Source organism: Synechococcus sp. UW179A (genome assembly GCF_900473965.1).
Lineage (GTDB): Bacteria > Cyanobacteriota > Cyanobacteriia > PCC-6307 > Cyanobiaceae > Synechococcus_C.
In genome coordinates, this window is sequence record NZ_UCNJ01000032.1 from 72,869 (window position 1) to 87,020 (window position 14,152).

Genomic DNA, 14,152 nt, shown 5'->3' on the forward strand with positions numbered 1-14,152 from the left:
GTGAGCCTTTTCACGCTGGGCACCATGCGCGCTCTCCAATCTCCAGAGCAGATGCTGCAGGTGTTACGCGCAGCTCTTGCGGCTGGCATCAACCATCTTGAGACAGCACCGGCCTATGGACCAGCTGAAGCCTTTCTGGGCAAGGCGCTGGCTCAGCTGGACAAGGAGGGCGTCGCCCCGGCAGATGGTGGCTGGGTGATCACAAGCAAGCTGCTTCCCGGGCAGAGTTTTCTTTCTGGGCGTGAGGCTCTCGAGGCCAGCCTTCGCAGACTCGGAATCAACACACTGGACAATCTGGCCATCCATGGCCTGAACCTGGACAGCCATCTCGACTGGGTTCTCTCCGGTGAGGGTGCCCGGCTGATCGACTGGGCCTTAACAAGCGGCAAGGTGCGACAGGTGGGTTTCAGCAGCCACGGGTCCAACGCCCTGATCGAGCGTGCAATCGCCAGTGACCGCTTCAGATTCTGTTGCCTACATCTGCATCTGCTGGACCCCACGCGCATGCCGCTGGCACAGCGGGCTCTAGAGCGATCCATGGGTGTTCTTGCGATTTCACCGGCAGACAAGGGCGGGCGACTGCAAGCGCCAAGTGAGCAGCTGAAAGTTGACTGCAGTCCCTTCCAGCCCCTGCAGCTGGCTTATCGCTTTCTGCTGGCAGCCGGCATCAGCACACTCACCGTGGGGGCCCAGAGCGCCGCAGACCTCAAACTGGCTCGATCGCTTGCTGCCAGCGAGGGTCCATTGGATCTAGAAGAGCAAAGGGCGCTCGCTCACCTTGAGCAGCAGCGTGAGCGTCGATTAGGGAATGAGCTCTGTAGCCAGTGCCGTGCCTGCCTTCCATGCCCCAACGACGTCCCGATCCCCGAGCTGCTGAGGTTGCGCAATCTTGCCCACGGCCATGACCTGATGGAATTCGCCGGGGAGCGCTACAACCTGATCGGCCGGGCAGGGCACTGGTGGGAAGCGGTCGATGCGAGCCAATGCGACAGCTGCGGTGATTGCTTGCCGCGCTGCCCGCACCAGCTGCCAATCCCCGACCTACTAACGGAGACCCATCAACTACTGGCAGCGTCACCGCGCCGGCGCCTATGGGGCTGATGCTTCCCAGAGCTGCTGCAAACGTTGCGCTTCTGCAGCATCGGGGGGCAACAACATCCAGCTCTTTGCCCAGACCGATTGCTTAGGGAGCACGAGAGGGCGCAGTCTGAGCGGAATTCGATCCTCCGCCCCGACAAGCTCATCCCTAGGCAACGGCGGAATCCAACCCTGAGCCAACAATCGAGACAGCAACGGTTGGTTCCATGCTTTCAGCACCCAGTCCTGCGGAATGGGTTCAACCGTCTGGGAAGGCCGAGCCAGCAATGTCCAGTGCAGTGGTGCACCCTGCTCCGGCAACAAAGCGGTAAGCCTGGGATCACGCTGTAGGGATGCCATGCAGCGCTGGAGAGGCAGCACAGCAACCCTGACATCACCCTGCAGCAGCCAGTTCATGCCGAAACGGTCATCAAAACTGAGGGCCGCCGCACGCAGGCGACGCAAGGCATCGCCATCTTGCATTCTCTCGGCGAGTGAGATCAGCAGCCTTGGACTGGAGGGCAGTAGCAGCTTGCCCTGGGCTGCAGGTTCGAGCAGAACATTCCAGCCAGCATCCGGCGCAGGAGCATTCGTCCCATCTCGCCGGATCACTATCACCCATGGACTGAAGGCCACCGGCAACAGCAGGGTCCTCCAAGCCAAGGGAGCCTCGCTGAGGAAGCGTTGTCCAGAAGGCCCCATCCTCGACAGAAGAGCATCAGCAGCTACTGCCTGCAAACGTTCGGGGCTGATCACCGACAACCAGCCGTCAGTGAGAGCCAGCAGGTCGGTTGGCCGCGGCCAAGAACTCTCGAGTGGGTTTTTCCCTGACAAAGCATCGAAACGCCAGGGCGCGGGCAGATCACGACGCCACAGAGAGGGCAGACAGTCCGCCGTTGCACGCAGGGTGGGAACCGATCCTCGCCGACCACAGCCGCTCAGTCCGGCCGCCGCTGTCACAGCGGCGAAATGGAGAAACCGACGACGGTTCAACAATGGCGCCGGATCAGTAACAGGCTTCATGGTCCGAACCTACGGGGCGACAGTGTTCGCATGGCCCGCCGCGAATAGCTGATCGACCGCCCGATCGCAGCACTGCACCAGAGTGTCGACGGAAACACCTCTCCACTGAGCCAGAAGGGCCAGGCCACCAGCACCGACTCCTTCTTTTACATAGCCCAGCTCGAAGTCGCGGAGTCGGGAGTGGCGGCTTGCAGAGAACCGCAGACCAGAGGCATAAGCCTGCAGTGAAACGGAGTAGTGCTGCTCGAGGTTGCAGAGCAGTGTCACCAGGGAAGAAGCAGGCGTTGCAGCCTGCAAACGCTCCGTGGCAAGCCAAGCGGTGGTGCCGATCACAACCCGATCGCAGAGCTGCTGACGACGGTCTGCTGAAACCGCGTGAAGTGCCAGCGCAAGCACCGCAGCCATCTGACTACCACCGGCGAGCAGTACGGGCTGATCCGTATCGAGCACCCCGATCAACAGCCCTGTGGCGAGGACCTGAAAAGGATCACCCACGGCCGCGAGCAACGCCTGTGCATCGATTTTTGATTGGCCAGACAAGTGAGACAGCCCCTCGCTGACCAGCTGCTGCTTAAGCGCCATGGGGGGATGCAGAGCACTGCCACTAACCAGTTTCTGCACATGCAATCCCAGCCCCGTCAACACGGCCAGGGCTGTGGTGGTGCCACCAGGCACACATTCCGCCAGCACCAGCGGCCGACGCAGTCGTCGCCCCAGACGCCGTCCGCGATCCAACAGCTTCTGCACTCGTTTGGTCTCCATCGCACAGCCACTGGAGACGCACTCAGCAGCTCCGGAACATGGATCTTCAAAGCGGAGATGAGGGAACTGCGGTGGCAGCGGCAATCCCAGGGCAGCGACCTGAGGAACCAGGCCGAGCTGGTCGCACACCACCCAGCTGATCAAGGCTGGTGAAACCCCTGCCGGCAAAGGTGGCAGGCACCAAAGCGGAGGAACGGATGGACCGTTGAGCAGCAGTTCCGCATCTGCGAGAGCCGTGGTGCGGCGTGCAGCTGGTGTGCAGCCCGCCGCAGAGATTCCCTGTTGTTCAGCGGTCCTTGTGGACCCGAGCACCAGCAGCAGATCGGGAAGCGGTTGAAGAGGGTCAGACCAGATGCCAGCAAAGCGTGTTCCATCTGCCGTCGCCGGCGAACCGGTCAGACGACACACCCCGAATGGAGGATCAGAGAGGGTCGAGTGCGACCAGTCCATGAAGCAGCGGGGGAGGGTCCGGGACGGGGGCCTGCAGTCGGGGGAAAATCCAGTAAGCCAGCGCATGGAGAGCAAGCACGTAAACCAGCTGCTGGATGAGCACAAGAGCCAGCGCCATCATCTGAACCAGCAGCAGATCAGGCGCAAGTGGCAATTGCAGCAGTTCCAGCAACCTGTCCAGAAGGCCTGCACCGGCACGGGTGATGATCACCCAGAGGTTTTCACCCACCAACAGCGAGAGAGCAACAACCCTGACAAGAAAACCAGCAGCGCCGATCAGCAAGCCAATCCCCCAGCTCAGCCACCAGCTGCAGCGATGCAGCCAGCACCAGCCGAGCCATACGGACAGCAATCCATAAGGGAACAGCATCAAGGGTCCGCGGACCGGCCCCATCAAGGCGATCAGCAGAAGAATCGCCACCGCCAGTCCCTCGACCCCGGCACGCGCACCCCGACGAACCGCCAACAAGGCGAGTGGCAGAGGCAGGGCAAGACGGAACAGAGCTCCACCGACTGGGAGGTAGTAAAGAGCCAGCCAGATCAAGGCAGCCGCAGCCGCTAGATAGGAGGATTCCATCATGCGCAAGGCCTGGCGATGGCTGAGAACTGGTCGCATCAGGAAGCAGGCTTCGCCTCAAGGTTGGAAGGCTGATTCAGATCGCTGACAGGCACCTTTTCGATGGTCTCCACCTCGAAGCCGATGCCAGCACGTCTGAGAGCCTCGGTGACCCCCTCCGCAGGAGCCGCTGGATCCGCTGCTGAGAGGCGAATCATGATGCGATAAGGCAAGGTACGCTCCGGAGTGGATCTCGGCTCAGAGTTATCGGTCGAGTCCTCAACTTCGTTGACTCTGGCTTTGGGCTTTTTGTTGTCGTTGTCGTTGTCGTTGTCGTTGGCCTGGTCCTCCTCCTTTTCAGCAACCACGCTGGAATCTGAAACGCTGGAATCTGCAGTGCGTGCATCTGCATCGTTGTCGTCCGAAACGTCGTCGTCTGGATCCGCCTGGGTGACTGCTGGACTGACCTCCCCTGCCTGAGAGTCAAAGCTTTCTGACAGCCGCTGGCCGAATGGTGTGCCATCACAGGCCTGCAGCAGCATCAGAAAGGGCAGCAACAACCGAACAAATAGCCTGATGCCCATCAGGAGTCGGCGGGGCGAATCACGCGCACTGCACTGGCACGCAAGCGACCTGACTTCGTCGTGGCAGGAGGCTTCTTGGTTGCGGGCTTTTTGGCTGCAGCTTTTTTGGCTGCAGGTTTTTTCGTGGTGGAAGCCTTTCGGCCTCCCTTTTTGCTAGCGGCCTTAGCATCCAGCAGCTCCACAGCTTGCTCAAGGGTGATGTCATCCGCTCCCTTTCCCTCCGGAAGCGAAGCATTGACCTTGCCCTGCTTCACATAAAGACCGTAGGGGCCGTCATAGACCTGCACGGACTCATCACTGCCCTCGGGCTTGCCGAGATCCTTGAGCGCGGTCCGACCGCCTCGACCACGTTTGGGCATGGCCAGCAGCTCAAGAGCACGGGTGAGTCCCACAGCCAGGACATCGTCATCGCCCTTCAGCGAGCGGTAGTCCTTCTCACTCTTGCCCTTGTCCCAAACCACATAGGGGCCAAAACGACCTAGTCCTGCCTGGACCCTGCCACCGTCAGGGTGCTCTCCCAGCAGCCTGGGCAGGCGCAGCAGTCCCAGCGCATCATCAAGGCTGAGGTCTTCGGGCTTCACTCCCTTGGGCAGTGATGCGCGCTTGGGCTTGGGGTTCTCATCACTGACCTGTCCACGCTGCACGTAGGGCCCGTATTGACCGAACAACAGATAGACGAGATCCCCAGTTTCCGGATCTTCACCTAAAGCCTCAGGCCCATCAGCCTTTTGCTTGAGAATGAGCTCGGCCTGGTCGTGATCAAGATCGGCGGGGGTGATCTCACGTGGAAGAGTGGCCTTGATCAGCTCCTCCTCACCGTCGTCACCGACACGTTTGGCTTCGAGATAGGCACCAAAGCGGCCGATTCTGACCACACAGGGAAGGCCCTCGAGGTCGATCGTGCGCGAGGCACCGGGGTCGATGTCGCCCTCCCTCAGGTGCACCTGGGACTCCAGCCCCTCGTTGCCCTTGTAGAAGCTTTCCAGGTAAGGCAACCACTGAACCTTCCCGTGAGAGATCTCATCAAGGGTGTTCTCCATCCTGGCGGTAAAGGAGGTGTCAACCAGGTCGGGGAAGTGCTCCTCGAGCAGAGCAGTCACCGCAAAGGCTGTGAAACTGGGCGTGAGTGAATTGTTTTGGAGCGCGGCATAGCCGCGATCAACGATCGTTCCAATGATCGAGGCATAGGTGGAGGGCCTGCCGATCCCCTCCTTCTCGAGCATCTTGACCAGGGAGGCTTCCGAGAAACGTGCTGGGGGCTGGGTCTGGTGACCAAGAGCCTCAATGTCTTTCAGCTTGGGAGAATCTCCCTGCTTGAGGGCTGGCAGCAACACTTCCTGGCCTTCCAGGGCCGCATCTGGATCATCACTGCCCTCCACGTAGGCACGGAAGAAGCCAGGAAAATCAATGCGCTTTCCACTAGCACGGAACACTGCATCAGCCGCACTCAGATCAACGGACAGCATGGTGAGGCGGGCCTCAGCCATTTGGCTGGCGACGGTGCGCTTCCAGATCAGCTCATAGAGAGCAAGGTCCCTACCGTCGAGACCTGTCTCCTGTGGAGCACGAAAACTCTCCCCGGCAGGACGAATCGCTTCATGGGCCTCCTGTGCATTTCGGGCCTTGGTGCTGAACTGCCTGGCTCCCTTGCTCAGATAGTCCTTGCCGTAACGCGATTCCACACAGCTGCGGGCAGCGCTAATCGCCTGATCAGAGAGATGCACCGAATCGGTGCGCATGTAGGTGATGAAACCACGCTCATAAAGACCCTGAGCGCAACGCATGGTTTCCCTGGCAGAAAGCCGAAGCTTGCGGTTCGACTCCTGCTGCAGGGTGCTGGTGGTGAACGGCGGAACGGGCCGGCGCACCGTGGGTTTTTCCTCCACGGACGTGACGCTCCATGCCACCGACTTAACCGTTTCTGAGAGGGTCAGGGCATCGCTTTCACTCAGAAGGCGGACCTTGCTCCCGGCCTTGAGCTCGCCAGTGTTTTCATCAAAGTCATTGCCTGTGGCAATGCGCTGCCCCTCAAGGTGAGTGAGCTTGGCGTCAAAACAACTGCCGGTCTGCTCTAGAGCGGCCTTGAGGTCCCAGTAGCTGCCGCTGCGGAATGCCCGACGAGCGCGTTCCCGTTGCACCAGCAAACGCACAGCCACAGACTGCACGCGACCTGCGGACAGGCCCCAGGCCACTTTCTTCCACAACAGCGGCGACAAGGTATATCCCACCAGACGATCCAGGATTCGCCTGGTCTCCTGGGCATGCACCAGTTCCATGTCCAGCTCACGGGTCTGGTCAAGAGCCCGCCCAATCGCTTCCTTGGTGATCTCGTGAAACACCATTCGTTTCACAGGAACCTTTGGCGCCAGGAGCTGCAACAAATGCCAGCTGATGCTTTCACCTTCTCGGTCTTCATCAGTCGCCAACAAAAGTTGGTCAGCACCTTTGAGGGCGTCCTTCAGCTCTTTGACCGTTTTTTTCTTGTCCTTTGGCACCACATAAAGGGGCTCGAAGTCGGACTCAGTGTTCACTCCAAGGTTGGCCCACTTCTGGCCCTTTTGCGCCGCGGGAATCTCACTGGCGTTGTTCGGGAGATCACGCACATGCCCCATGGAGGCTTCCACCCGGAAGTCCTTGGGAAGGAATCCACGGATGGTGCGGGCCTTGGTGGGGCTCTCAACGATGACCAGGGTGTGCGCCAAAGGAGGGCAAATAACCGTTCCCTTCTTTATCGCACCGCCGAACCAGTTGCAGCTAATACGCGCGATGCCACAAGGAGGAACGGGAGCGCGGCTAAAGTCGCCCGAATCGCTTTGCCCTGCGCGCGCCATGCCCGAAATGGGTGCCTTACTTCTCGACACCCAGCCATTGGCAGCGCCGGGTGATCTTCTCAATCTTGCGCTGAACGCCGGTGCGATTGCCCCGGAAGGCGCAGTTCTGCTGGCGATGCTGGCCACCCTGCTGGTGGATTTGGCCGGCGAAAAAGTCTCTGTGCGCTGGGTTCCACCCATTTGTTACGCAGGTCTGGGAACAGCCCTGGTGTTGCTTGCCCTGCAGTGGAACGCTCCACTAGAGCCATCCTTCCTGGGCGCATTTCTCTCTGATCATCTAGCGATTGCCTTCCGGGCCGTCGTCGCCTGCTCAACGCTTCTGTCTTTGCTGATCAGCTGGAGGTATGCCGAACAGGGAGGAACCCCTGTGGGTGAATATGCCGCAATCCTTCTGGCAGCAACGCTTGGAGGCATGCTGCTCTGCGGTGCCACCGATCTGGTGAGCATTTTTGTGTCCCTGGAAACCCTGTCAGTCGCGAGTTACCTGCTCTCCGGCTACATGAAACGCGATGCGCGTAGTTCGGAAGCAGCTCTGAAATATTTGCTGGTGGGTTCCGCCGCAGCTGCGGTTTTTCTTTACGGCTCATCACTGCTGTATGGACTTAGCGGCTCCACCAGCCTTGAGGCGATCGGGCAGTCACTGCTGACTAGTCCCACACCTCTTGCTGCTTTGGCACTGGTATTTGTGCTGGCAACAGTGGCGTTCAAGATCGCTGCAGTGCCCTTTCACCAGTGGACGCCAGACGTTTATGAAGGATCTCCAACCCCGGTGGTTGCCTTCCTGTCAGTGGGTTCGAAAGCCGCCGGTTTCGCCCTAGCTCTACGCATCCTGGTGGGCTGTTTCGGCAGTTTCGACACACAGTGGAAGCTGCTGTTCACCGTTCTCGCGGTGCTCAGTATGACCCTCGGCAATGTCGTTGCGCTCGCCCAGACCTCGATGAAACGGATGCTGGCCTATAGCTCCATCGGTCAGGCCGGCTTCGTGATGATCGGCCTGGTGTGCGGCACCGAGGACGGTTTCGCGGCCATGGTCCTCTACATGGCCGCCTACCTGTTCATGAACCTGGGGGCGTTTGCCTGCATCATCCTGTTCTCGATTCGCACCGGCAGTGATCGCATCTCCGATTACGCCGGTCTTTATCAGAAGGATCCCCTAATCACACTTGGGCTCAGTCTCTGCTTGCTGTCACTTGGTGGCATTCCACCAATGCTTGGGTTCTTCGGCAAGATCTATCTCTTCTTTGCGGGCTGGGCCGATCACCAGTATCTGCTGGTGGTGGTGGGACTGATCACTTCAGTGGTGTCGATCTACTACTACATCGGCGTAATCAAGATGATGGTGGTCAAGGAGCCTCAGGAAGCCTCCGATGCAGTGAAGTCCTATCCGCCGATCCAGTGGAATACCCTGGGACTCCCTCCACTCCGCGTTGCCCTGGTGACCTGCGTGGTGGTTACAGCTGTTGGTGGAATCCTCTCCAATCCCCTCTTCCAGTGGGCCAGTGATGCGGTAGCTGGAACCCCGATCCTGCAACAGGCGATCGCGAACGCCTCCGGAGCCACCCTTGGCTGACCAAGTGACGTGTCAACGCTCACCCGTCGCTGAATTGCGCGGAGTCGACAAGATCTATGGAACTGGCGCTGGCCTTGTTAGGGCGCTCGATCAACTTGATCTGACCGTGCGGAAAGGCGATTACCTCGCCGTCATGGGTGCAAGCGGCTCTGGCAAAAGCACTGCAATGAACATTCTGGGCTGCCTCGACCGCCCCAGCAGCGGCTCCTATCACCTCAATGGAAGTGCCGTGGAAGAGCTTGATGACGATGCCCTGGCCGATCTACGCAACCAGCAGCTGGGTTTTGTGTTTCAGCAATTCCATCTGCTGCCCCACGCGACGGCTCTCGAGAACGTGATGCTGCCGATGATCTATGCAGGGCTCTCACCCCAGCAGAGACGGGACAAGGCCAGAGATGCACTGGACCGCGTAGGGCTTGGGGAAAGGATGCAGAACAAGCCGAATCAGCTTTCCGGCGGTCAACAGCAAAGAGTCGCCATTGCCAGGGCCATCATCAACCAGCCTGCTCTTCTCCTGGCTGATGAACCCACCGGTGCCCTCGACTCACGCACCACGGATGACGTGTTGAATCTGTTCGATGCCTTGCACGACCAGGGCATCACGCTGGTGCTGGTCACCCATGAAGATGACGTAGCGGCGCGTGCTGAACGGGTGGCTCATTTCCGCGACGGCCGTGTCGAACGCTGGGATGGACGCACCCACGACTCCTAGCCGTTCTGAGATAGCTGATTAGGGTGGTCCGTGGGTGAACTGGATTACATGGTCTCCTCCGCCACTCCGAAGACGAGGCTCCTACTGGTAGACGACGAGGCTCGCCTCACGGAACTCCTGAAGATGGAACTGGAGGTTGAAGGGTATGAAGTTGATGTGGCCGCGGATGGTGCGACTGGTCTGATCCGAGCCCGCACGGATCCATCCCCAGACCTCATTGTTCTGGATTGGAATCTTCCTGATTTCAGTGGCGTGGACATCTGCCAGAGAATCCGCAGTAGCGCCATCACCACACCGATCCTGATGCTCACCGGCCACGACGACGTCGCTGATCGTGTGACGGCTCTGGATGCTGGAGTTGACGACTATCTGGTGAAGCCTTTTTCAATCGAAGAACTGATGGCACGACTGCGGGCTATGCAGAGACGTGCCAGCACATTCTCTGGTGCAGCTGGCGATGGACAACATCCTGAAACGCTCCAGGTCGGAGATCTGGTGATGAACACGAGCACAAGAGATGTGAGCCGGTCAGGCCAGTTGATTCAGTTATCCGTAAAGGAATACGAATTGCTCAATTTCCTGATGCGTGGTCAGGGGAAAGTGCTTGAACGTTCCGAAATCATGCACGGAGTCTGGGGTGAGAACTTTTACGGTGATGACAATCTGCTCGATGTTTACATCCGCTACCTACGTCAGAAGATCGAATCAAGTGAGCGTCCTGCATTAATCCACACCGTGAGAGGTGTGGGTTTCATCTTGCGAGAAGAGCGTCAGCTTGAGACCTCATGAGTCCTGTGAACGCTCGAGACTGGTCATCAGCTGCCCCACAAGCAGCGACACGGCGTCTGCACCGGAAGCAGTGAGCGGGTTGAGGTCAAGATCGCCAGGATCGACAGCCACCCAGCCACCGGCCTCAGGCTTACGCAGTTCAAAATGCAGATGCGGTCCTGTACTAAGCCCCGTACTGCCAACACGGCCGATCACTTCACCCTGACGAACCTTCTGGCCGGACTTCACGTAAATCTCTGAAAGATGTCCATACAGGGTCCGACGTGTGGGCTGGGCATGATCCAGCTCCACAGCAATGCCATAACCACCCGCGAGACCGCTGCTCAGGACCGTGCCAGACAACGCAGCGACCACTGGGGTCCCTTCAGGGGCAGCCAGGTCCTTGCCGGCATGCATCAGCCATCTGCCGATGATCGGATGGATCCGCCAGCCGAATTCACTGGTGGTGATGGCTGAACCGATGATCGGGAACAGCAGCTTGCGATCACCGTTGCCAGAGATCGACGCGGGCCTGGGTGAAACCGCAAACACCGTCTCCAGACGGAACGTGGCAGAGGAGCCTGCCAGCAAAGCTTTCACCGGTACTGAGATCGGAGGAAGCGGTGTGCCATCAAAGCCGCGTCTGGACAACCCGGTGAGCGTTTCGTCACGACCTTTCCAGACAACGCGTGGTTGCAGACGGGAACTACGGCGGCGCACCGCCACACCACTGCTGCATTCTTGCTGCGAGAGCGCACCGCTGCGGCAGGCCTTCTGGAACGCCGGAACATCGATGGGTCGGGCCTGTTCCCCCGTTTCAAGCTGCCGACGCTCGAGCGGTGTGATGACGCGATTTCGTTCGAGGGACTCCAGCGAACGATCGAAGGTCAGCGGCGGTGGTAGCGGCTTGAGCTCAGGAGGATTCACTGGCCCCTGCAGGGCAGGGATGGACAGCAGAACCGATGCGGCAAGCCAACGCAGAACCAACGGATCAAGACGGTCTCATCGAACGAGACTTTAGAGATCCTGTTCAGGACTGTCAGTCCAACGGGTCCAGCTGGTCCTCCGGGTCCCCTGCTCCAAAAGCAGACGTCCGTCCATGCCAATGCCTCGCACTTGCCAGGCCTCTCCCGTGGCTGGATCAGCAACCGATTCAGCCCAGAGACGCTGCTCGGCCTGACGGACCACCATGCAAGGCTCAAGCGCCAACTCGCGGGCGCGGTCGAGTGCTCGCAGCACGGCTGCCTGCCAGATCCTCAGCCGACATCGCCCTGAAGAAAGAAGTTGCCGAAGGGAAACCGCACTTGGGGGCACAGGATTATTCACGTTGAGCCCGACCCCGATCCTGGCTAGTCGGACCCGGCTGCCGCGGAAGACCAGGGTGGGCAGCACACCGGCCAGTTTGCGGGAATCAATCATCAGATCATTGGGCCACTTGATAGACACCCGCAGGCCAGTGGACTCGACCTGCTCCGCCAAAGCAAGAGCCACTGTGAGACCAAACAAGCCCGTTGAGCATTGCTGCTGAGGCCAGGGAAGAGCCGCGCTCAACCAGACACCACCCATCGGTGCCATCCAGCGGCGTCCGTACTGTCCATGGCCACGGATCTGATGATCAGCCAACACAGCGCGTGAATGGAGGTCACACCAGGGCTGTTGCACAAGCCATTGAGACAGCTCGGTCTCAGTGCTGGCACAGACGCCCAACCGCCTCAGCCACCAGGAGTCATGACCATGGCGCCGCAGATCATGCAGCAATAGCCCCCGGCCCGTCCGCACAAAGGTCAATGGCGCTTCTCCCACCAGGGCTGTAGGCGGGTGACAGCGTTCTCCAGATCCTTGACAGGACGGACAAGAGCCAGCCGCAACCAACCGCGACCCGCATCACCAAAGCCGGAACCGGGGGTCAGCGCCACGCCGCAGTGATCCAACAACTCAGCCGCAAGTTGTTCATCGCTCCAGCCCCTGGCACTCGCCCATTCCGGAATAGGCATCCAGAGGTAGAGGGCCATGGATGGAATTGGCACGGTCCAGCCAAGATCAGCCAAGGCCTGTCGCATGCGGTCGCGGCGCTGGCGATAAACAGGCAGGAGACGTGATGGCCAGTCGGCATGTTGATCCAGCGCCACCACCGCGCCCCGCTGAAGCGCCTGGCACTGATTGAAGTCAACGACACCTTTGAGCTGGCGCAACGCATGGATCAACGGGGCAGCCCCCACCGCAAACGCCAATCGGAATCCTCCGAGACACCATCCCTTGGACAAAGAGAAGAATTCGATTCCTCGCTCACGCCAGTGGGGACAGCGCAGCAGTGATGGGGCATCGCCCTCCAGCGCCAGATCCACATAAGGGTTGTCGTGGGCCAGCACCAGATCGTGTTGAACCGATCGGTGCATGGCCTCATCCAGCCAGGCCTGCTCTCCAGTGCGGGCGGTGGGGTTATGAGGAAAACCGAGCACCATCAAACCCAACTGCTGCCATTGGTCTGAAGAGAGCGCGTCGAAGTCTGGAGCCCAGTCCCGCTCAGCCGTCAGTGGAAGGGTGTGAATGTCGGCATCCGCCAGTTCTAGGCCACCCCGGTGAGAGGGGTAGGAGGGGTCAAGAATCAGAGCCGAATCGCCGGGATCAAGAACTGCGAGAGGCAGATGAGCTGTACCTTCCTGCGATCCCACCAGCAGCAGCACTTCGGTCTCGGCGTCCACTTGAACCCCGAAGCGCTGCTGACACCATGAGGCAGCAGCACTCCTGAACGATTGCGTCCCTGCATGAAGGCAGTACGAGGAGCTAGAGGAATGCTGAAGCACCTCGGCCATGGCTTCCACGGCAGCGACTGGTGGCGCCAAATCAGTGGAGCCGAGAGAAAGATCGATCAGAGCCTGGTGCTTCTGACGTTCACTGTCGACGTATGCCGATTTGCGCCTGTCATTGCGATCGAAGACGCCGCTGCCGAGTCTTGCGAGGCGATCAGAGGTGATCATCCAGAAAAGTCTGCAGTTGAAGGCGGGTGATCAAGGTCCCTGATCAGATCTTGTCGATGGAGCGGCGGAGCTCTTCAAGGTCATTGTCGACTTCCGAGACATTGACAGGCTTTACAGCATCAGCCTTGCCTTGTTCAGCTGCTGGAAGTGCAACGGCTTCCGGCCCACCCGCCAGTTGCTGACGAAGGGCAGCGAGATCATCATCAACATCATCACCACCCTCAAGGGCTGCAAACTGGCTCTCCAGATCGGCGCCTGCCAACTCAGCTGCTGCCTGACTGCTGGCTTCCATCGCCTGAACCTTGTCCTCCATCCGCTCAAAAGCGGCCATGGCGGAATTGCTGCCCATATTTCCCACTGCACTCTGGAGCTGCTGCTGAGCCTTGGCCGCCTGGGCCCTGGCCTTGAGCATGTCCTTCTTGGTCCGCGCCTCGGCGATCTTGCCTTCGAGTGCCACAAGACTCTTCTTAAGAGTTTCCACCTGGGCGTCCTGACCCTGCACCTGCTTGGCCAGAGCGGCAGAGGTCTCCTGGAATGTTTTCCGCCGGGTAAGTGCCTCTCGGGCCAAATCCTCTTCGTTCTTCTTGAGAGCGAGCTCCGCCCGTTCGTACCAGGTGCGCGCCTGGGATTCAGCTTGATCCGCCTGATTGCGAAGGCGCTTCTGACTGGCGATCGCCATGGCGACAGCCTGGCGAAGCTTCACCAGATCCTCCTGCATATCCGCAACGGATTGGTCGAGAATCTTGACGGGATCCTCGGCCTTGCTCACGAGATCGTTGACGTTGGCGCGCAGCAGTCGGCTGAGCCTGTCGAAGAAACCCATGGATCGGGGCGAGCAGCA

The 14,152-nt window shown here is 59.7% G+C and carries 13 protein-coding genes; 4 read left to right on the top strand and 9 right to left on the bottom strand.

What is annotated here, in order from left to right:
* The first annotated feature begins 24 nt into the window (after positions 1–24).
* Positions 25–1,101, top strand: coding sequence for an aldo/keto reductase (locus DXY31_RS14640; RefSeq protein ID WP_170953751.1), 1,077 nt, complete (start codon positions 25–27; stop codon positions 1,099–1,101).
* On the opposite strand, the gene DXY31_RS14645 is transcribed toward DXY31_RS14640, so the two are convergent.
* From DXY31_RS14645 to topA, 5 genes are read right to left on the bottom strand one after another with little or no spacing between them, the layout of a single operon-like run.
* The gene (locus DXY31_RS14645; protein ID WP_114994463.1) at positions 1,090–2,100 is read right to left on the bottom strand and encodes an ABC transporter substrate-binding protein; all 1,011 of its coding nucleotides are present in this window, start codon (positions 2,098–2,100) and stop codon (positions 1,090–1,092) included. The two genes, DXY31_RS14640 and DXY31_RS14645, sit on opposite strands and share 12 nt — an antisense overlap.
* A 9-nt stretch (positions 2,101–2,109) precedes the next feature.
* On the bottom strand, positions 2,110–3,312 hold the full coding sequence (locus DXY31_RS14650; RefSeq protein WP_114994464.1) for a nicotinate-nucleotide--dimethylbenzimidazole phosphoribosyltransferase: 1,203 nt from the start codon (positions 3,310–3,312) through the stop codon (positions 2,110–2,112).
* Entirely contained in the window at positions 3,284–3,928 is a 645-nt protein-coding gene (locus DXY31_RS14655; RefSeq protein WP_114994465.1) for a DUF2232 domain-containing protein, read from the bottom strand. Before DXY31_RS14655 ends, DXY31_RS14650 begins: the two co-directional genes overlap by 29 nt.
* On the bottom strand, positions 3,928–4,425 hold the full coding sequence (locus DXY31_RS14660; protein ID WP_244279850.1) for a hypothetical protein: 498 nt from the start codon (positions 4,423–4,425) through the stop codon (positions 3,928–3,930). The genes DXY31_RS14655 and DXY31_RS14660 overlap by 1 nt, the downstream gene beginning before the upstream one ends.
* A gap of 26 nt (positions 4,426–4,451) precedes the next feature.
* Entirely contained in the window at positions 4,452–7,154 is a 2,703-nt protein-coding gene (gene topA / locus DXY31_RS14665; protein ID WP_114994467.1) for a type I DNA topoisomerase, read from the bottom strand.
* 127 nt (positions 7,155–7,281) lie between these two features.
* Between topA and DXY31_RS14670 the strand changes: the two genes are divergently transcribed.
* From DXY31_RS14670 to DXY31_RS14680, 3 genes are read left to right on the top strand one after another with little or no spacing between them, the layout of a single operon-like run.
* Entirely contained in the window at positions 7,282–8,853 is a 1,572-nt protein-coding gene (locus DXY31_RS14670; protein ID WP_114994468.1) for an NAD(P)H-quinone oxidoreductase subunit N, read from the top strand.
* Entirely contained in the window at positions 8,846–9,565 is a 720-nt protein-coding gene (locus DXY31_RS14675) for an ABC transporter ATP-binding protein (protein WP_114994469.1), read from the top strand. The genes DXY31_RS14670 and DXY31_RS14675 overlap by 8 nt, the downstream gene beginning before the upstream one ends.
* Positions 9,566–9,613: 48 nt before the next feature.
* Complete coding sequence (locus tag DXY31_RS14680; protein WP_114994730.1) at positions 9,614–10,354, top strand: response regulator transcription factor; 741 nt, start codon at positions 9,614–9,616, stop codon at positions 10,352–10,354.
* On the opposite strand, the gene DXY31_RS14685 is transcribed toward DXY31_RS14680, so the two are convergent.
* Genes DXY31_RS14685 through DXY31_RS14700 form a run of 4 tightly spaced genes read right to left on the bottom strand, consistent with a single transcriptional unit; the run spans position 10,349 to position 14,134 of the window.
* The gene (locus tag DXY31_RS14685; RefSeq protein WP_114994470.1) at positions 10,349–11,320 is read right to left on the bottom strand and encodes a M23 family metallopeptidase; all 972 of its coding nucleotides are present in this window, start codon (positions 11,318–11,320) and stop codon (positions 10,349–10,351) included. The two genes, DXY31_RS14680 and DXY31_RS14685, sit on opposite strands and share 6 nt — an antisense overlap.
* A 30-nt stretch (positions 11,321–11,350) precedes the next feature.
* Entirely contained in the window at positions 11,351–12,136 is a 786-nt protein-coding gene (locus DXY31_RS14690) for a biotin--[acetyl-CoA-carboxylase] ligase (RefSeq protein ID WP_244279851.1), read from the bottom strand.
* A complete protein-coding gene (locus tag DXY31_RS14695) occupies positions 12,118–13,311 on the bottom strand; it encodes an aminotransferase class I/II-fold pyridoxal phosphate-dependent enzyme (RefSeq protein ID WP_114994472.1) in 1,194 nt (397 codons plus the stop codon). The genes DXY31_RS14690 and DXY31_RS14695 overlap by 19 nt, the downstream gene beginning before the upstream one ends.
* A 43-nt stretch (positions 13,312–13,354) precedes the next feature.
* Entirely contained in the window at positions 13,355–14,134 is a 780-nt protein-coding gene (locus tag DXY31_RS14700; protein ID WP_114994473.1) for a PspA/IM30 family protein, read from the bottom strand.
* Between the last annotated feature and the right edge of the window lie 18 nt (positions 14,135–14,152).

Bases quoted from the DNA above. Each gene is read 5' to 3' on its own strand.
- DXY31_RS14670 (WP_114994468.1), top strand. From the start codon at position 7,282: ATGCCCGAAATGGGTGCCTTACTTCTCGACACCCAGCCATTGGCAGCG.
- DXY31_RS14650 (WP_114994464.1), bottom strand. From the start codon at position 3,312: ATGGACTGGTCGCACTCGACCCTCTCTGATCCTCCATTCGGGGTGTGT.
- DXY31_RS14645 (WP_114994463.1), bottom strand. From the start codon at position 2,100: ATGAAGCCTGTTACTGATCCGGCGCCATTGTTGAACCGTCGTCGGTTT.
- DXY31_RS14695 (WP_114994472.1), bottom strand. From the start codon at position 13,311: ATGATCACCTCTGATCGCCTCGCAAGACTCGGCAGCGGCGTCTTCGAT.
- DXY31_RS14700 (WP_114994473.1), bottom strand. From the start codon at position 14,134: ATGGGTTTCTTCGACAGGCTCAGCCGACTGCTGCGCGCCAACGTCAAC.
- DXY31_RS14680 (WP_114994730.1), top strand. From the start codon at position 9,614: ATGGTCTCCTCCGCCACTCCGAAGACGAGGCTCCTACTGGTAGACGAC.
- DXY31_RS14640 (WP_170953751.1), top strand. From the start codon at position 25: ATGCGCGCTCTCCAATCTCCAGAGCAGATGCTGCAGGTGTTACGCGCA.
- DXY31_RS14655 (WP_114994465.1), bottom strand. From the start codon at position 3,928: ATGCGACCAGTTCTCAGCCATCGCCAGGCCTTGCGCATGATGGAATCC.